This is a genomic window from Gordonia sp. CNJ-863 (assembly GCF_001942325.1).
In the GTDB taxonomy this organism is placed as follows: Bacteria; Actinomycetota; Actinomycetes; order Mycobacteriales; family Mycobacteriaceae; genus Gordonia; species Gordonia alkanivorans.
In genome coordinates this window covers 47,465-65,406 of the sequence record NZ_MKKG01000044.1, presented here as the reverse complement: position 1 = coordinate 65,406, position 17,942 = coordinate 47,465, and the positions used below count along the sequence as shown (strand labels likewise).

Genomic DNA, 17,942 nt, shown 5'->3' with positions numbered 1-17,942 from the left:
CGATCAAGACGCGGTCGAACCGATCAGCCCGCACGGCGTTGCACATCCCTGTCCGCCGGTGCGTACGAGGAGGAAACACCATGGCCGAAGAACTCAACAACGTCACCGTCGCATTCCTGGTGGCCACCGAGGGTGCCGAGCAGGTGGAACTCACCGAGCCCTGGAAGTCTGTCGAGGCCTGCGGCGGGAAGCCGGTTCTGGTGTCCACCGATTCCGGCACCATCCAGGCCTTCGATCACCTGGACAAGGCCGACACCTTCCCCGTCGACAAGGTCCTCGAGGATGCCCGCATCGCCGACTTCGACGCCCTGGTTCTCCCCGGTGGCGTCGCCAACCCCGACTTCCTGCGCGCCTCGGCGCCGGCCGTGCGCTTCGTGCGTGGCTTCTTCGAGGCCGGTAAACCGGTCGCCGCGATCTGCCACGCACCGTGGACCCTCATCGAGGCCGACGTCGTACGCGGCCGCACCCTCACCTCGTTCCCCAGCATCAAGACCGACGTCATCAACGCCGGCGGCAACTGGATCGACGAAGAGGTCGTGACCTGTCGAAGCGGCGACAACGTGCTGATCACCAGCCGCAAGCCCGACGACCTCCCGGCGTTCAACGCCGCGATCGTCGCCGAGTTCGCCCACAGCCGGGTTCCCGGCTGAGGTCACACCACCGAGATCGGACCCTGCTCGCGTCCGGTGAGGATCAGCAACGCCTGCTCGCCCTGGCCGGTCAGCTCGGCCGCCTCCACCGCCGTGGCCAGGGCCGAGGCGAGCACCGTCCGCGGCAGCGTCGACGACGATCCGATGGCGCGGGCGATGTCGAGTCCGTGGACGGCCAGTTCGAAGGTTCTCGTCGGCAGATAGTGGGACAACAGGATCGAGCCCCACGGGGTGGCGACCCGCCGGTCGGCGATACCGCTGATCGCCTCGGCCGCGCGGTCCCGGCGTTCGGTCGCCCTTCGGAGCGGGTCTTCGCCGAGGTCGACGCCGGCGGCGACGCCGCGCGCGGTCACCTCCGGCGAGGACGCCAGCCCCTGGATTCGGGCGTAATAGCCTGCCACCGAATCGATGTCGACGACGTCCGGCTCGAGTTGGGCGAGATAGTCGGCGACCGTCGTCAACGAGCGGCTCGTGTGTCCGACCAGTGAACGGACCGACCAGTCCCCCAGTCCCGGCTGGTCCCACTGCTGCGGGCTCACCTCGGCGACCAGTGCCAGATAATGGTCGGCGCCCGCGAGGTAGTCCTCGATCGCCGCGCTCAACGGTTGCTCGACTGCCATGGTGTCTCCCTGGTTCTTCGGAGGAAACCGACTGCACAGCACACGATATTCGGCGTCGTGCCGCCGTGGTGTCCGAGGTCACCTGGGCCCCGGTCTGGATGCGCGCGGAGTGGTCGTCGCTCGTACGGTGTCTGTCATGACCACGCAGCCCGACAGCATCACCGGCGCCGCAGGCGTCGACACCCGCAATCTCGTCCGCTACGGCGGCCAGTTCTCGCCGGAGCTGATCGTCCGGGCATCGGGCAGCTGGGTCCACACCGCGGACGATCGACCCGTTCTCGACTTCACCTCGGGACAGATGTCGGCGATCCTCGGGCATTCGCATCCGGACATCGTCGCGACCGTCACCCGGCAGATCGGCGAACTCGATCACCTGTTCAGCGGGATGATCTCGCCTCCGGTACTGGAACTGTCGGCCCGGCTGTCGGACACGCTGCCCGACGCTCTCGACAAGGTGCTGCTGCTGAGCACCGGCGCGGAGTCCAACGAGGCCGCGATCCGCATGGCCAAGCTCGTCACCGGCAAGCACGAGATCGTGTCCTTCGCGCGGTCGTGGCACGGCATGACGCATGCCGCGGCGGCGTCGACCTACAGCGCCGGCCGCACGGGTACGGTCCGGTCGCGCCCGGCAATTTCGCGTTGCCGACGCCCAACCCCTACCGCCCCGACTTCACCAACCCCGACGGCGCTCTCGACTGGCAGCGCCAGCTCGACTTCGGTTTCGAACTCATCGACGCCCAGTCGACCGGATCGTTGGCGGCGTGCATCGTCGAACCGATCCTCTCCTCGGGCGGTGTGATCGACCCACCGGCCGGTTATTTCGCCGCACTCAAACGCAAGTGCGAGGAGCGCGGGATGCTGCTCATCGTCGACGAGGCGCAGACCGGACTGTGCCGCACCGGTTCCTGGTACGCCTTCGAGCGCGACGGCATCGTGCCCGACATCCTCACCCTGTCGAAGACGCTCGGTGCGGGGCTCCCGCTCGCCGCGGTCATCACCACCGCCGAGATCGAGCAGGCAGCCCACGACCGGGGCTACCTCTTCTTCACCACCCACGTGTCCGACCCGCTGGTGGCGGCCGTCGGCGTGACCGTGCTCGACGTCCTGCAGCGCGACGGCCTCGACACCCGTGCAGCACAAGCAGGTTCGGCCCTACGCGCCGGACTGCTCGAACTACAGGAGCGCCACGAATGCGTGGGCGACGTACGCGGCCGCGGACTCATGCAGGGCATCGAACTCGTCACCGACCGTGCGACCAAGCAGGGCGCCGACCGGCTCGGGTCTGCCGTGACCGCACGGTGTTTCGAGCTCGGACTCCACATGAACGTCGTCCAGCTACCGGGCATGGGCGGGATCTTCCGCATCGCACCCCCGCTGACCGCCTCCGACGAGGAGATCCGCACCGGTCTCGACATCCTCGACACCGCCATCGCCGAATGCGTCTCGGCGGCAGTCTGATCCGCCGAGACTGACCTCTCGGTCTCAGCCCTTGGGGTCGGTCTTGGTGGTGTCACCGGCGTCGAAAGCAGCCGCCTTCTCCGGCACCACACCGCTGGCGGCGGCCAGCTTGGCGATGCGGTCGTAGAGCAGGGCGACGACGCCGGCGAACACGATGACGCCGAGGATCTGCGCCCAGGTCTCGAAGCCGTCGCCGACGATGGCCAGCACGGAGTCGTCGCCGGTCGCGGCGACGATGCCCGCGAAGACCACGCCGAACAGTGCCTCACCGACGATCAGGCCGGTCGCGAGCAGCACTCCCATGCGCTTCTTGTGTTCGACTGCGCCGCCGCTGCGCTCGGCCCAGCGGTTGTAGAAGTGACCGAGGAAGGCGCCCACCGGGATGATCAGGGTGACCGACATCGGCAGGTACATGCCCATGCCGACCGCGAGCGGCGGCAGCCGGAACTTGCCCGCACGACCCAGCAGTTCGTCGATGAGGATGACGATCGCGCCGATGAGGGCTCCGAGTCCGATGAGGGCCCAGTTCAGATCGGCGCCGAGCACACCCTTGGCGAGGGTGGACAGCAGGCCCGCCTGCGGTGCGGCCAGAGCGTCGGGGCCGGCGCCGGGAGCACCCACGAAACCGAAGACGTCGTACATCAGTCCGAGGATCGGCGGGATGATCGCCGAACCGAAGAGCACACCGATCACCAACGCCACCTGCTGCTTCCACGGTGTCGCGCCGACCAGCTGACCGGTCTTGAGGTCCTGCAGGTTGTCATTGGAGATCGTCGCGACGCCGAAGACCACCGCGGCCGTGAACAACGTGTAGGCGATCAGGGCGTCGGTTTGGGCGGAGTCGGCACCACCGAAGGTCGCCTTGATGAGGAGAGCGGCGATGAGGACCACCAGGATGCCGACGCCGGAGATCGGGGAGTTCGACGAGCCGATGAGACCGGCCATGTAGCCGCAGACCGCCGCCACCGCCAGGCCGATGACGAAGACGAAGACGACGCTCACCGCGATGATCCCGGCTGCGCTGCCATCGAGGACCGTGCCGTGCACGAAGTCCCACAGAAGCAGACCGATCGGGATGAGCAGCACGAGGATGCTGCCGCCGACGATGTTGAACGGGATGTCGCGCTCGGTGATGTCTACGGTCACCCCCTCGCGGCGGGACCGCGACGATGCCAATGAGCCCTTGATCCCGCTTGCGATGGGTCCCATCACCTTGATGAGAGTCCAGATCGCAGCGATGGCGATCGCGCCGGCGCCGATCAGCCGGACGTCGTTGGCGAACACCGAGGAGACGACATCGCTGAGCGACTCTCCTGCCTCACCCTGGTTCTGGCTCTCGATGGGCAGCAGGACGCCGTAGGAGATCACCAGACCGACGAGCATCGCGACACCGACGGTGACGCCGACGAGGTGCCCGATGCCGATGAGCGACATCGAGAGTCCGGCACTGAACAGCGTGCCGCCCGCGCCGACCTTGATCGTCGTCGCGATCGAGTCGCTCAAGACCTTCAGCTTCGTCAGCAGAGCGAAACCCGCCGACGCGATCGAACCGATGACGATCGTGCGCAGACCGGCCTTGTTCTCCGCGGCACCGCCGGCCGAGTCGCCGACCTTCAGGACCTCAGCCGCCGCAACACCTTCCGGATAGGGCAAATCGGATCCGGTGACCAGCGCCCGGCGCAGCGGGATCGAATACATCACGCCGAGGATGCCGCCGATCGCACAGACGGCGACCGTGATCCAGTACGGGAATCCCGTCCACCACCCGATGATCACCAGACCGGGGATCACGAAGATGATCGCCGACAGCGTGCCGGCAGCCGACGCGATCGTCTGGACGATGTTGTTCTCCACCACCGAGTGGTTGGCGAAGTACCGCAGGATGCTCATCGAGATCACCGCCGCCGGGATGGCGGTGGCGAACGTGAGCCCGACCTTGAGACCGAGATAGACATTGGCCGCCGTGAAGACGAGGGTGATGACTCCGCCGAGGATGACCCCTCGGAGCGTCAGCTCTCGCAGACTCGTCGTGGCCGTGGGCGTGATCGCCATCAGGTCCCCTCACACAGGTCGTGGACGGCCCGCCGCGTGAGGGCGTGGACCGGATTCACTTGAGTACAGTCGATCCACCTTAGGGCCGGGTGGCCTGACCGACGCAAACCGGTCCGTCCGCGGAGGTCGGCGCGCGCGTCGGGACCCGGATAACAGGTCACAATCCCGGCGCCGCAAGCCTACGACGGTAGGGCATCATCTACCCATGACCGATGGGAAGACGGAGCAGTCTGCCCGTACCCGCCAGGCGCTGATCAGCGCGGCTGAGGAGCTGATCGCGCTGCACGGCGTGTCTGCGGTCTCCAGCAGGCAGATCAGCAAAGCCGCCGGTCAGGGCAACAACTATGCGGTCGGCCATCACTTCGGTTCCAAGGACGACCTGATCCGGGCCACCCTCGACAGACACAACGCCACCATCGATCGAATGCGTCAGAAGGCGCTCGACGCGATCGGACCGGACCCGGAGGTCCGCGACTGGATCCGGTGTCTGGTGTGCCCGGAGATCGAGTATGTCGGCGGGCTCGGCGCCCCGACGTACTTCGCCCGGTTCTTCGCGAATGTCTCCAGCGATCCGGCCACCACCATCCTGCTGTACGAGAAGATGGGCGAGTCGAAACCGCTGCTGGCGATCCTCGAGGGCTTGTACGGTGCGCTGCCGGAGTTCCCCGGTCCCGTTCTCGAGATCCGCAACAACATGACGCGCCACATCATCGTGAACATCCTGGCGGACATCGAGCGCGCCGCCGATTCCGGTGATCGCCCGGTCACGCCCTGGCAGCACCAGTGCTCGATCGTCGTCGACGCCCTCACCGGCATGTGGCTCGCCCCGGTCACCCCGACCACCGCGACCGAGAACCACCCCTGAACAGCGCGCCTGGAAACCGCCCGGTGCAGCGACATCGCCGACATAGTGTCATCGGGCGGCCCCTGGTGGGTGCATTCCATCGGCGGACCTCCTCTCGATCCCTGAGGTGCGAGCGAAGCGAGCCACGAAGGGTCAGATCGTGGCCCCCACGTCCTTGGCGACGATGTGGTCGAGCGCGCGTTCGGCCACCGCGGCGATGGTCATGGACGGGTTGCAGGCTGCGGTGGTGCCCGGCATGAGCGCACCGTCGAGGACGTAGAGACCGGGCTGCCCCTTGACCCGCCCCTCGAGGTCGCAGACCGTGCCCATGTTGGCGCCCCCGAGTGCATGCCACGTCGACGGGAAGAATGCGTTGGTGTCGGTGAGGATCGCGTCGGGCCCGGCGATCCTGCGGACCGCGCCGTCGATGTGTTTGGTCTGGATCTCCGAGTCGCCCTCGTGCGGCCACTTGATGATCGCGTCGCCGGCCCTCGAGTCGTAGGAGATGACTCCGCGTCCGGAACTGACACCGAAGCCCACCAGCATCGTGGTCCCGGCGTAGACCGGCATCGGGGGCAGAGACGCCTGGATGACGGTGAACGCACTCTTCGGGTTGCTCCAATTGGGACTGCCGTACACAACCGGACCGCCTTGCGCCGTGCCGAAATCGATGCTCGGGCTCGTCCACGTGTAGATGCGGTCGGCATTGGTCCCCCAGCCGCGGCCGAGGCCATCGGGCAGGTCGGTGATCGCGCCTGCCTCGCGGGCCCGCACGAGAAGCTTGGTGGTGTTGACACTGCCCGCCGCCATGATGAGCGTCTTGGTGACGATCTCTTTGTGCTCCAGCACCTTTCCGGTCTCATCGGTGCGTTCGACGTCGAGGGACCACTTGCCGTCCTTCCGCCTGCTGACCTGCCGGACGGTGTGCAGTGTCCGCACGGTCACGAGCCCGGTCGCCTCGGCCTGCTTGATGTAGGTGACGTCGACGCTGTGCTTGCCGCCGTTGTTCACGCCGATCGCGCCGTCACCGTTGGTGTAGGACGGCTTCATCTCACCGCGGAGCTCCGCCTCGGCGTATCCCCAGTCGATGGGCATCGGGATTTTCTGCAGCGGGAGTCCCTCGGCGCGAACCCGTTTGGCGAACTGACGCGGGGCCAGATACTGGGGTGACCGCACCACCGAGTCGGGTGCCACCGCGACCTTGAGCATCTCGGCGACCCGCGGATAGTGCACGCGGTTCATCAGCTGCCAGTCGAGAGCGTTGGGGAAGTGCTCGTTGAAGACCGCCTCGCTCGGCTGCAATGTCATGCCCTGATAGACCAGCGATCCGCCACCGAGTCCCGCCGGACACAACGCCGTCATGTTCTCGCCCGCAACCGATTCGAACAGTCCCACATAGGGTTCGACGCTCAGCGGTTTACCGAACAGATTCGGTGTGGACTCGTGCCACAGCATGCGTTTGTCGGGGCTCAACGCCCGCGGGAAGGTCTCCGAGTTCGGCCCGGTCGGCCATCGCTTCCCCCGCTCGAGCATCAGGACAGGCACACCGGCCTGCGCCAGGCGGAGTGCCGAGACACCTCCACCGAATCCGGAGCCGACCACCACCACCCGATGCTCCTCCCGGGTGCGCCGGACACGGCGCGTCGGCGCCGCCGACGCCGGGGTCCCGTTCGCGGACACAGCGATCGCGCCCGCTGCGCCGGCCGCGGTGACCGCCGCAGCCTTGAGGAAGGTTCGTCTCGTCGGTAACGCCCCGGACATGGATCTCCTGTCGTCGGTGCACGAGACGATCCCGCACACGCATGCACTGAGGAAGTCACGGCACTCTCGACCGCGATAGGGAGAAGATGACGTCTGCGAGATGCAGCCGCCCGAAGCAGAATTCGGCATGAACACAGTCCTGTCAAGGGCTACAACGGTTTTCGTCCCTCGTTCTGATCAGCTCGCCGCAAGGTTGACAGATGCTGAGTCATATGACTGAATCGATGGCCAGCGGGTCAACACGACAGACCCACAGCCGACGATCGACCCGGGGTGGGTCTGTCGAGTAGGGCCGCGGATCCGGCGGGCTCTTCTGATGCGCCCCCTCGGTCATGGTGCGCTGAGGGGTGCACACCCTGACCGGGTCTCGTGTCCAACTTGCTGCCCGCGTTCGCTGTTAGGGTGGCCCGATTATTCGCGGCCGGGGGAGATGCATGTCAGATCACTTGCAGGACAAGACCATCATCATCACGGGAGCCGGTGGCGGATTCGGCAAGGCCATCGCCCAGAGGTGCGCCTCGCGTGGTGCCCATGTCGTCGGCGTGGACATCGACACCGACGGTCTGACCGCCGTTGTCGACGGCATCGTCGCCGCCGGCGGATCGGCGGTCGCGCAGGTCGCCGACGTGACCGACATGGCACAGATGCGGTCGGCCGCAACGCTCGCCGTCGAGAAGTTCGGGGCCATCGACGTCATCGTCAACAACGCCGGCGTCATGCCGTTGGCCTTCTTCGCCGATCACGAACGCGCCTGGGAGAAGTGGCACAAGGCCATCGACATCAACATCAAGGGCGTCGTGAACGGCATCTCCGCCGTCTACGACCAGATGATCGCGCAGGGCCGCGGGCAGGTCGTCAACATCGCGTCGATCTACGGCAACGGCGGCTTCGAGGGATCGGGTGTCTACAGCGCGACGAAGGCGGCGGTCACCATGCTGTCGGACTCGTTGCGGATCGAGGCGAAGGGCAAGATCAAGGTCACCACGGTCAAGCCCACCGGTGTCGCGGGCACCAATCTGGCGAGCTGGATCGTCAATGACCGCGCGATCCGCGGCATCGTCGGCCAGCGCGCGGCGTCGTACCGGGAGCACGTCGTCCAGATGCTCAAGGGCGAACTACCGCCCGAGCTGACCGACGCGGACTCGATCCGGTACTGGCTCATCACTCCCGAGGACCTGGCCGACGCCGTCGTCCACGTCATCGATCAGCCCTGGGGGATCAGCCTCTCTGACGTGACCGTGCGCGCGAGCGGCGAGGACTACCTGTACTGACCTCGCAATCAGCGGCGACGATGCTCCCCGCGGTACTTGCGGTGGTACTCGTCGTACAGATCGGAGTTCTTCTCCCGCTCGAGCCGGTTGATCAGGTCTGGGTTGAGTCCGTGCTGGGCCAGCCGATGACGGCGGTACACGCGGTTCAGCGCGATCGAGAAGAACAGGTAGGCGATGAGGATCGGAAACGTCATGATGACCCGCACACCCCAGTCCGCCGGGACGAACATCATCGGGCTCACGAGGATGATGCAGGGGATGGCCCACCGCACGACCATCCGCCACGAGGCCCCGGGTCCCGCGAGGTCGTTCTCGACCCAGGCGGTCATCGACTTCGGCAGGGGCGCCCAGTAGCAGTACTTGATGTACTCCCAGACGTTCGGGGTGGTGCGTTGTGTCGTGCTCACTCCTCGATCGTGCCCCATCGGGGAGGCCGACTCCAAGCAGGTTGACGCAGGCCACACTCCCGTCGACCGGGCCGCTCCCACGCGATCGCCCATAGACAGACCCCGATAATCGGGCAAATGGGCCATGGCTGCGTGTGCTCGACGGCTGTTCGGTCGGTAGTCTGACCGCGACTCGGCACGGCGTACCGGCGAAAGGACTCCCCGATCATGAGCTCGGACCCGACGGCTGCCGACCCCATCGGCCCCGACGCCATCGGCGGCCTGGAAGCCGAGCTCACCGATTTCTGGCGACGCGGCCGAATCCGGACGCGTCTGCGGGCCCGCGAGATCGACGGCCGTCTCGACCCGTCGTGCTATCCGCTCATCTCCGTGCTCGCCCGTCACAACTCGATGCCGATGTCCGACCTGGTCAGTGCGGTCGGGATGGAGAAGTCGACGGTCACGCGGCAGATCGACGCGGTCGTACGACTCGGGCTCGCCGAGCGGCACCCCGACCCGCGTGACGCACGGGCCCGCATGGTCACGCTGACCGATCATGGGCGCGAACGGGTCGACGCCGTTCTCGCGTCGGCGATCTCCGAGTGGCGAGCCCGTCTGGCCCAGTGGAACCCCGAGGACATCCGCACCCTCACACGCCTGCTCCACCGGCTCGGCGAGGCGACCAACGACCCGGTCGTCGACCCGGAGTCCTGACGCGCCGGGTCGGGCAGGCGGCACAATTCCCCACCGGGTTCCGGGCATCGGGAATAACCCGTTTAGTTGCGCGTTACACCTTTCGCGCCCTATAGTTGCAGCATTCAACTAAACGGGCGGCGGCCTATGCCGGACCCCCGTTTCCGCCAGCTGTTCCCGGCACCTGAGTCCACGAGGTCGACGAGCCCGTTTTTCGTCGATGTTCTGTGGTCGCCGCCATCCGGCTCCGTCCACACGGCGCACGCACGACCCCGGAGGAACCCCCGTATGACAACGTCCCCACCACAAGTGGAACCCGTCGACACACCGATGACCCACAAGCAGCGCATCAACGCGCTGATCGGCCTGCTGCTCGGCATGTTCGTCGCCCTGACCTCGGCCACGATCGTGTCCAACGCATTGCCGACGATCATCACCCAGCTACACGGCACCCAGGATCAGTACACCTGGGTCGTGACGGCGACCCTGCTCGCTTCCACGGCCGCCACCCCGATCTGGGGAAAGCTGTCCGACGTCTTCAGCAAGAAGCTCCTCGTCCAGCTGTCGCTCGGCGTGTTCACGATCGGCTCGATGCTCGCCGGTCTGTCGACCTCGGTCTCGATGCTGATCGGCTTCCGCGTGATCCAGGGCCTCGGCCTCGGCGGCATGCAGTCGCTGGTCATGATCGTCATCGCGTCGATGTTCAGCCCGCGTGAGCGCGGCCGCTACCAGGGCGCCATCGCCGGCGTCATGTCGATCGCAACCGTCGCCGGACCACTGATGGGCGGCGTCATCGTCGACACGAGCTGGCTCGGTTGGCGCTGGACGTTCTACGTGTGTGTCCCGCTGGCCGTCATCGCCATGATCGTCGTGCAGCGCACCCTCAACCTCCCGGTCGTCCGGCGCAAGGTCTACATCGACTACGCCGGAGCCCTGCTCATCTCGGCCGGCGTCAGTGTCATCCTGATCTGGGTCACCCTCGCCGGCAAGAACTTCGACTGGGTCTCGGGCGTGTCGTTCGGTCTCGTCGCACTCGGACTCGCCCTGCTCGCCGTCGCGATCTGGGTGGAGTCCAGGGCCAAGGACCCGATCATCCCGCTGCACCTGTTCAAGGAGCGCACGACCACCCTCGCGACCATCGCCAGCATCGCGGTCGGTGTGGCCCTGTTCGGCGGCGCGGTGTTCCTGGGCCAGTATTTCCAGATCGCCCGCGGCTACTCCCCCACCGCGGCCGGGTTGCTGACCCTCCCGATGGTCTTCGGCTCGGTGGTCTCGGCGACCCTCTCCGGGCGCCTCATCACCAAGTACGGCCGCTGGAAGAACTACCTGGTCGCCGGCTCGATCGTGATGGCGGTCGGCTTCGGCCTCCTCGCGACGATCGACGCCCACACCAACATGGCGGTCCTGAGCGGCTACCTGTTCGCGCTGGGACTCGGTATGGGCATGACGATGCAGAATCTGGTGCTCGCGGTGCAGAACACCGTGGAGCCGAAGAACCTCGGTGCGGCCACCTCGACCGTGACCTTCTTCCGCTCACTCGGTGGTGCAGCCGGCGTCTCGGTGCTCGGAGCGGTGCTGTCGAACCACGTCACCGACCTGATCGGTAAGGGCCTGCGCGCGATCGGCATCACCCAGTCCGGCTCCGGCGGTGCCGGCCTGTCCAACCTCAACGAACTGCCCGCACCCATCGCGGCGATCGTCCGCGGCGCGTACGGCGACGGCACAGCCCGGATCTTCCTGGTCTCGATGGCGATGGCGATCGTCGGCACGATCGCGGTCCTCTTCATCAAGGAGGTCGCTCTCAACACCCTGACCGGTGAGGAGCAGCGGCTCGCCGCGGAGGCGGCCGTGGAGACGGCCGACGAGGAGTTCGCCCAGGTCATCGCCGGCGAGACGTTCGACGGCACAGGGGTCGACGCCGACCTCGACCGGCGGGCGCTCGCCGACCCGGCGGTGAAACCGGTCGACCGCAGCTCATGACCCCCGCCCGCGACGGCGCACAACGCCGATCGTGACGCGGGACTCACAGATGGTCGGGTTGATCCCGATCGCGTTGACGAACCCGACAAGTGCAGGTGATCCTTGGCCGGTGAATTCGGACCAGTCGCCCTCCTCGGACTCAGCCCTGCTGCCGCTGGAGGGGATCACCGTCGTCGCCCTCGAGCAGGCCGTCGCCGCTCCCCTCGCCACCCGGCACCTCGCCGACCTGGGTGCACGGGTCATCAAGGTCGAGCGCGTGGGTGAAGGGGACTTCGCCCGGCAGTACGACTCGGCTGTACGCGGCGGCGCGGGTTCGCATTTCGTGTGGCTGAACCGCGGCAAGGAATCGGTCGAACTCGACCTCAAGAGCGAAGCCGGCCGCGACGCGATCAAGACGCTGATCGCCGGAGCCGACGTCTTCCTGCAGAACCTGGCTCCCGGCGCCGCGGCGCGCCTCGGACTCGGCGCCGACGTCCTGCGCGCCGACCATCCCGAACTGATCGTCGTCGACATGTCCGGCTACGGCGACGCCGGCCCGTTCCGCGACCGCAAGGCCTACGACATGCTCGTCCAGGCCGAGACCGGCCTGATCTCCGTGACCGGGACGCCCGAGGACATGACCAAGACCGGCATCCCGTCCTCCGACATCGCCGCCGGGATGTACGCCCTCACCTCGGTGCTGTCGGCGCTGTTCCGCCGCGCCACCACCGGCATCGGCGCACGGGTGGCCGTGTCGATGTTCGACTCCACGGTCGAGTGGATGGGTCACGCCATGTACATGCGGCTCTACGGCGGCAAACAGATCGCTCGCGTCGGCCTCGGCCACGCGGCGATCGTGCCGTACGACAAGTACCCCACCCAGGACGGCACCATCCTGATCGGGGTCCAGAACGACCGCGGGTGGGACACGCTGACCCGCGTCGTGCTCGATCGCCCGGATCTCGCCGAGGACCCCCGGTACAAGACCAACATCGATCGCGTCTCCCGTCGGGCGGAGGTCGACGCCGTCATCGCGGCGGAGACCAAACGGTTCACCACCGAGGAGCTCGACCGGCGCCTCGCCGACGCAGGTGTGCCGGCCGCCGAGATCCGCGATCTCGAGGCCGTGGTCGAGCATCCGCAGCTCGGCGAACGCGACCGCTGGCGCGACGTCGACACCGAGGTCGGACCGATCAAGGCGGTGCTGCCGCCGATGACGTTCGACGACGTCGAGCTCGCGATGGGACCGGTACCCGCCCTGGGCGAACACACCGACGCGGTGCTCCGCGAGTTCGGCATCGTCGCGGGCGAGCGGCCGTGACGGCGATCGGCTCAGCGTAGGATCGGCTGGGCGGACCTGCAGCCCTCGGGTCGCGCATTTTCTTGCACGGATACGACGACCTCTCGGAGGCGATATGTCCGACGATTCGCTCTACACAACCCGGGATTCGGGCGCGCCGGCCGGGAGTGACGAACACTCTCTGACCGTGGGCGCCGGAGGACCGATCGTCCTGCACGATCACTATCTGATCGAGCAGATGGCCCAGTTCAACCGCGAACGAATTCCCGAACGACAGCCACATGCCAAGGGCAGTGGCGCTTTCGGGACGTTCGAAACCACCGAGGACGTCTCGGCCTACACCAGCGCCGCACTGTTCCAGCCCGGCGTGAAGACCGAGATGGTGGCGCGGTTCTCGACGGTGGCCGGCGAACGCGGCAGCCCCGACACCTGGCGTGACCCACGCGGTTTCGCGCTGAAGTTCTACACGTCCGAGGGCATCTACGACATGGTCGGCAACAACACGCCGATCTTCTTCGTCAAGGACCCGATGAAGTTCCAGCACTTCATCCGCTCCCAGAAACGTCGGCAGGACAACAACCTTCGCGACCACGACATGCAGTGGGACTTCTGGACGCTGTCGCCCGAGTCCGCCCACCAGGTCACCTGGCTGATGGGCGACCGCGGCATCCCGAAGACGTGGCGTCACATGAACGGCTACAGCTCGCACACGTATCTGTGGGTCAACGCCGAAGGCGTGAAGCACTGGGTCAAATACCATTTCAAGTCCGACCAGGGCGTCGAGCACCTGACGCAGCACGAGGCCGATCAGATGGCCGCTGCCGACACCGATTTCCACACCCGGGACCTGTTCGAGAACATCGACGCCGGTAACCATCCGAGCTGGACGCTGAAGGTCCAGCTCATGCCGTTCGACGACGCGGTGGGCTACCGGTTCAACCCATTCGACCTGACCAAGGTGTGGCCGCACGGCGACTACCCGCTGATCGACGTCGGCAAGATGACGCTGCACACCAACCCGGTCGATCATCACACGCAGATCGAGCAGGTCGCCTTCGAGCCGAACAACGTCGTGCCCGGCATCGGCTTCAGCCCCGACCGGATGTTGTTGGGCCGCGTCTTCTCCTACGCCGACGCCCACCGGCACCGTCTCGGCGGCAACTACAAGCAGATCCCGGTCAACGCGCCCAAGAACGAGGTCCACTCGTACTCCAAGGACGGCGCGATGCGTATCCACAACGTCACCGACCCGGTCTACGCACCCAATTCCAAGGGAGGCCCGTCGGCGCTGTATCCCGGTCAGGGCGAACCACAGTGGGCGGCCAACGGCGAGATCCTGCGCAGCGCCTATGTCGATCATCCCGAGGACGACGACTGGGGCCAGGCGGGAACGCTGGTCCGCGAGGTGTTCGACGACGACGCGCGAGAGCGGTTCGTCGACAACGTCGTCGGCCATCTCCTCAACGGTGTCTCCGAACCCGTTCTGCAGCGCGCGTTCGAGTACTGGCACCGCGTCGATCCCGACATCGGTGCCCGCATCAAGTCGGGCGTGACCGAGAAGAAGGACGAGTCCGACCCGAAGTCGGATGACCAGGCCAACCCGGCCCGGTCGTCGATGCAGGAGAAGGCGAAGGCCGAGAAGGCGTAGAGAACCTCACTCCCAGATCTCAACTCGGCCGCCAGACTTCGATGAGTCGTGGCCGAGTTGAGTTCGTACGGTTCGAACCAGCAGGCACCCTCACCGGAGGAGTCCCCGACTAGGCTCGAACCCGTGACTGTGCGCGCAGGAATCGTGGTGACCGGAACCGAGGTACTGACCGGACGGATCGCCGACCAGAACGGCCCGTGGGTGTCCGAGCAACTACTCGCGGCCGGCGTCGACGTCGCCCACATCACGATCTGCGGGGATCGCCCTGCCGACCTCACCGCGCAGCTGCGATTCCTCGCCGACCAGCAGGTCGATCTCATCGTCACCAGTGGCGGTCTCGGTCCCACGGCCGACGACCTCACGGTGGCGACGGTCGCCGAGTTCTGCGGGCGCGACCTGCAGCTCGACCCGGCTCTCGAGGAGCACATCGCCGGCATCATCCGACGCTGGCGACCCGACACCGTCGACCTCGACGACGGCCCGACCCGCATCGGTATCCACAAGCAGGCCCGCGTTCCCGCCGGTGCCGTGGCGATACCGCCCACCGGCACGGCGCCGGGCGTCGCCATTCCCGCAGTCCCCGGTACGCAACCCTTGCCGGCGATCCTCGTCCTGCCCGGCCCGCCCGGTGAACTTCAGGCGATGTGGCCGGCCGCGATCGCCTCACCCGCCATCGCCGACGTGGTGTCCCGGGCAGACGACCTCACGCAGGAGACCATCCGGGCCTACGGTCTGCATGAGGCCGAGCTCGCCGAGACCCTGCGCCGTGCCGAGGAGACCATTCCCGGCTTCGCTGCCCTCGAGATCACCACCTGCCTGCGACGCGGGGAACTCGACATGGTCACCCGGTTCGCCGCCGCCGACACCGCCACCTACGGACAGCTGTTGGACTTTCTCACCGAACACCATGGGAGACAGATTTTCTCGACCGACGGATCGACGATCGAGGACCAGCTCATCGCGACCCTCGACGGTCGGCTGATCGCCACGGCGGAATCCTGCACCGGCGGGCTCGTCGCAGCTCGACTCACCGACCGTCCCGGCTCCTCCGCCTACGTCACGGGCGGCGTCGTGTCGTACTCCAACGACGCGAAGTCCGATCTCATCGACGTTCCCGCCGAACTCATCGCCTCACGCGGCGCGGTCAGCGAGGAGGTCGCCGCGGCGATGGCCGAGGGAGCCCTCCGCCATCTCAAGTCCGATGTCGCGGTGTCGACCACCGGAATCGCCGGTCCCGACGGCGGCACCGAGGCCAAGCCGGTCGGCACCGTCTGCTTCGGCGTCGCGATCAAGGGCCGCCCGACCCACACGATCACGCGGCGCTTCCCCGGTGACCGGGAACGGGTCCGCTCCCTCACCACCACCGCCGCGCTGCATCTGGTTGTCGCACAGCTGAAGCGAGACCGGGCCGCCGGCTGACCTCCGCTGATCGAGACCTACAGCGGCCCCGTCGGCAACTGCCGGCGGACGAGCTTGCCCGTGGGATTGCGCGGCAACTCGTCGACGAACACCACGTCGCGCGGCACCTTGTACCGGGCGAGATGCGCCTTCACATGCGCCTTGACGTCCTCGGGCGAAGGGTTGGCATGCGGAGCCGCAACGATGAAGGCGCGCAGCCGCTTTCCGAACTCGTCGTCGTCCACGCCGATCACCGCGACGTCGTCGATGTCGGGGTGTTCGCCGAGCAGGTTCTCCACCTCGAGCGGATAGACGTTCTCCCCGCCGGAGACGATCATGTCGTCGTCGCGGCCGTCGATGTGCAGCAGGCCGTGTTCGTCGAACCGCGCCATGTCGCCGGTGGACATGAAGCCGTCGATGACCTCCTTGTTGCGTCCGTCGGTGTACCCCTCGAAAGGAGCACCGTTGCGGACGAAGAGCCTTCCACGGACGTTGGTTCCGGAGATCCGTCGACCTTCGTCGTCGAACAGGGCGAGGCGGCTGGTGACCGGCGGCCGGCCGACCGTGCCCGGCGCGAGACGCAGTTCCTCGGGTTGCGCCACCGAGGCGACCGCCACCTCGGTCGACCCGTAGAGGTTGTAGAGGACGTCGCCGAACGTGTCCTGGACGGCCTCCGAAAGCGTCGGCGACAGAGCCGATCCCGCGATCACGATGATCCGCAGCGCGGACGTGTCGTACTTCTTGATGACGTCGGGTCCGAGAGCCACCATGCGGTGGAGCATGGTCGGTACCGCGACCAGCACCTCCGCTTTGTGTTCGGCCAGCGCGGCCAGCGTCTTCTCCGGATCGAACCGTCGCATCACGACGGCCTTGTTGCCCAGAGCCGCCCCCACACCCCAGAGCGCGAAGCCGGTGGAGTGGAAGATCGGCGAGACGATCACCATGGTCCCGCGTTGCGGGAACGGGATTCGGTCGAGCAGAAGGGCGCTCGAGAACGGGGACAACTTGGAGCGCTGAGCCCCCTTGGGCAGTCCCGTCGTGCCGCTCGTCAGGATCACGAGTCCGGCCCACTCATCCGGTTCCGCGGGTGTTGACGTGTCCCCGCCGGCGACGATGTCGTCGAGGGTGCGAACCCCTTCGGGGACCGGGCGCTCGCCATCGACCCAGGTCACGATCCGGAGAGTCTCGGGAGGTAGGGCGTCGGCGAGATCGCTGAACTCCTCGTCGTAGAGCATCGCGACGATCTTCTCGCGTTCGGCGACCTCGACGAACTGGGTCTTTCCGAATCCCGTGTTCATCATGGCCAGCCGCACACCGGCCTTGCCCGCGGCGCTCATCGTCGTCAGCAGACCTCGATGGTCGCGCGCGATCACGCCGATCACCGAGCCTCGCTCGACGCCGGAGGAGAGCAGATGGTTGGCCAACGCGTTCGCGTTCGCGTTCAGTTCACCGTAGGTCAGTTCACCGCGTTCGTCGGCGACCGCACCCGCTTCCGGGTACTCGTCCGCACCATGCGCCACCACCGACGCGCAGGGCCCGATGATCTTCGCGCGCTTGACCGTGGTGAGGAGCTCTTTGGGTCGCGTGGGGTCCAGCAGACCCGAACGCTTGAGCACCTTGAAGGCGCCGACGGCGTCCTGCACCTGTTCGACGGCGGTTCCGACTGCGCCGGTCACCGAGACCATGTCCACTCACCTTTCGCGGCCGGAGCCGCTAGTCCGCGCCCACGGGGTCGGCTCGACGATGACGCGACGTTGGTCACGGGCGTCACCAGGGGCCGATGCAGGTGCCAGAGTAGGTCGCGACCTTGCGAGCAATTTCCCGCTTCGACGAAATCGGCCGGGTGCCAACGGTTGTCGTCGATCTTGCCGGACGCCTCGCGGCAGGTGGGGGGTCGGGCGG

Annotated in this window: 13 protein-coding genes and 1 pseudogene; 9 read left to right on the top strand and 5 right to left on the bottom strand. The window is 67.0% G+C overall.

Going from position 1 to position 17,942, the window contains the following annotated elements:
* Positions 1 to 80 precede the first annotated feature (80 nt).
* Positions 81 to 650: a type 1 glutamine amidotransferase domain-containing protein gene (locus BJF87_RS18660; protein WP_006358053.1), complete on the top strand. Its 570-nt coding sequence runs from the start codon at positions 81 to 83 to the stop codon at positions 648 to 650.
* Between the two features lie 2 nt (positions 651 to 652).
* Here the strand turns inward: BJF87_RS18660 and BJF87_RS18655 are convergent, their stop codons facing one another.
* Positions 653 to 1,270: a maleylpyruvate isomerase family mycothiol-dependent enzyme gene (locus BJF87_RS18655; RefSeq protein WP_006358054.1), complete on the bottom strand. Its 618-nt coding sequence runs from the start codon at positions 1,268 to 1,270 to the stop codon at positions 653 to 655.
* On the opposite strand from BJF87_RS18655, the pseudogene BJF87_RS18650 reads away from it, so the two are divergent.
* A pseudogene (locus BJF87_RS18650) lies at positions 1,269 to 2,728 on the top strand (aspartate aminotransferase family protein). The gene BJF87_RS18655 and the pseudogene BJF87_RS18650 overlap by 2 nt on opposite strands.
* Positions 2,729 to 2,752: 24 nt before the next feature.
* Here BJF87_RS18650 and BJF87_RS18645 read toward each other — a convergent pair.
* Complete coding sequence (locus BJF87_RS18645; protein ID WP_006358057.1) at positions 2,753 to 4,780, bottom strand: OPT family oligopeptide transporter; 2,028 nt, start codon at positions 4,778 to 4,780, stop codon at positions 2,753 to 2,755.
* Positions 4,781 to 4,985: 205 nt separating this feature from the next.
* Here BJF87_RS18645 and BJF87_RS18640 point away from each other — a divergent pair, with 205 nt between their 5' ends.
* The gene (locus tag BJF87_RS18640; RefSeq protein WP_006358058.1) at positions 4,986 to 5,645 is read left to right on the top strand and encodes a TetR/AcrR family transcriptional regulator; all 660 of its coding nucleotides are present in this window, start codon (positions 4,986 to 4,988) and stop codon (positions 5,643 to 5,645) included.
* 132 nt (positions 5,646 to 5,777) lie between these two features.
* On the opposite strand, the gene BJF87_RS18635 is transcribed toward BJF87_RS18640, so the two are convergent.
* On the bottom strand, positions 5,778 to 7,385 hold the full coding sequence (locus BJF87_RS18635) for a GMC oxidoreductase (RefSeq protein WP_006359622.1): 1,608 nt from the start codon (positions 7,383 to 7,385) through the stop codon (positions 5,778 to 5,780).
* A 434-nt stretch (positions 7,386 to 7,819) separates the two neighbouring features.
* Here BJF87_RS18635 and BJF87_RS18630 point away from each other — a divergent pair, with 434 nt between their 5' ends.
* On the top strand, positions 7,820 to 8,656 hold the full coding sequence (locus BJF87_RS18630; protein ID WP_075863720.1) for an SDR family oxidoreductase: 837 nt from the start codon (positions 7,820 to 7,822) through the stop codon (positions 8,654 to 8,656).
* Between the two features lie 8 nt (positions 8,657 to 8,664).
* Here the strand turns inward: BJF87_RS18630 and BJF87_RS18625 are convergent, their stop codons facing one another.
* Complete coding sequence (locus BJF87_RS18625) at positions 8,665 to 9,081, bottom strand: DUF5313 domain-containing protein (RefSeq protein ID WP_042375989.1); 417 nt, start codon at positions 9,079 to 9,081, stop codon at positions 8,665 to 8,667.
* A gap of 189 nt (positions 9,082 to 9,270) precedes the next feature.
* Between BJF87_RS18625 and BJF87_RS18620 the strand changes: the two genes are divergently transcribed.
* From BJF87_RS18620 to BJF87_RS18600, 5 genes are all read left to right on the top strand, one after another.
* Positions 9,271 to 9,756, top strand: a complete 486-nt coding sequence (locus BJF87_RS18620) for a MarR family winged helix-turn-helix transcriptional regulator (RefSeq protein ID WP_006359619.1) — start codon at positions 9,271 to 9,273, stop codon at positions 9,754 to 9,756.
* Between the two features lie 267 nt (positions 9,757 to 10,023).
* Positions 10,024 to 11,715: an MDR family MFS transporter gene (locus BJF87_RS18615; protein ID WP_035753659.1), complete on the top strand. Its 1,692-nt coding sequence runs from the start codon at positions 10,024 to 10,026 to the stop codon at positions 11,713 to 11,715.
* Between the two features lie 109 nt (positions 11,716 to 11,824).
* Positions 11,825 to 13,015 (top strand): CaiB/BaiF CoA-transferase family protein, encoded by a 1,191-nt coding sequence (locus BJF87_RS18610; protein ID WP_006359617.1) that lies wholly within the window; start codon positions 11,825 to 11,827, stop codon positions 13,013 to 13,015.
* A gap of 94 nt (positions 13,016 to 13,109) precedes the next feature.
* A complete protein-coding gene (locus tag BJF87_RS18605) occupies positions 13,110 to 14,642 on the top strand; it encodes a catalase (protein ID WP_006359616.1) in 1,533 nt (510 codons plus the stop codon).
* Between the two features lie 123 nt (positions 14,643 to 14,765).
* The gene (locus tag BJF87_RS18600) at positions 14,766 to 16,061 is read left to right on the top strand and encodes a competence/damage-inducible protein A (protein WP_035753656.1); all 1,296 of its coding nucleotides are present in this window, start codon (positions 14,766 to 14,768) and stop codon (positions 16,059 to 16,061) included.
* Between the two features lie 17 nt (positions 16,062 to 16,078).
* Here the strand turns inward: BJF87_RS18600 and BJF87_RS18595 are convergent, their stop codons facing one another.
* Positions 16,079 to 17,725, bottom strand: coding sequence for an acyl-CoA synthetase (locus BJF87_RS18595; RefSeq protein WP_035753654.1), 1,647 nt, complete (start codon positions 17,723 to 17,725; stop codon positions 16,079 to 16,081).
* Between the last annotated feature and the right edge of the window lie 217 nt (positions 17,726 to 17,942).

Bases quoted from the DNA above. Each gene is read 5' to 3' on its own strand.
- BJF87_RS18660 (WP_006358053.1), top strand. From the start codon at position 81: ATGGCCGAAGAACTCAACAACGTCACCGTCGCATTCCTGGTGGCCACC.
- BJF87_RS18655 (WP_006358054.1), bottom strand. From the start codon at position 1,270: ATGGCAGTCGAGCAACCGTTGAGCGCGGCGATCGAGGACTACCTCGCG.
- BJF87_RS18645 (WP_006358057.1), bottom strand. From the start codon at position 4,780: ATGGCGATCACGCCCACGGCCACGACGAGTCTGCGAGAGCTGACGCTC.
- BJF87_RS18640 (WP_006358058.1), top strand. From the start codon at position 4,986: ATGACCGATGGGAAGACGGAGCAGTCTGCCCGTACCCGCCAGGCGCTG.
- BJF87_RS18635 (WP_006359622.1), bottom strand. From the start codon at position 7,385: ATGTCCGGGGCGTTACCGACGAGACGAACCTTCCTCAAGGCTGCGGCG.
- BJF87_RS18630 (WP_075863720.1), top strand. From the start codon at position 7,820: ATGTCAGATCACTTGCAGGACAAGACCATCATCATCACGGGAGCCGGT.
- BJF87_RS18625 (WP_042375989.1), bottom strand. From the start codon at position 9,081: ATGGGGCACGATCGAGGAGTGAGCACGACACAACGCACCACCCCGAAC.
- BJF87_RS18620 (WP_006359619.1), top strand. From the start codon at position 9,271: ATGAGCTCGGACCCGACGGCTGCCGACCCCATCGGCCCCGACGCCATC.
- BJF87_RS18615 (WP_035753659.1), top strand. From the start codon at position 10,024: ATGACAACGTCCCCACCACAAGTGGAACCCGTCGACACACCGATGACC.
- BJF87_RS18605 (WP_006359616.1), top strand. From the start codon at position 13,110: ATGTCCGACGATTCGCTCTACACAACCCGGGATTCGGGCGCGCCGGCC.
- BJF87_RS18595 (WP_035753654.1), bottom strand. From the start codon at position 17,725: ATGGTCTCGGTGACCGGCGCAGTCGGAACCGCCGTCGAACAGGTGCAG.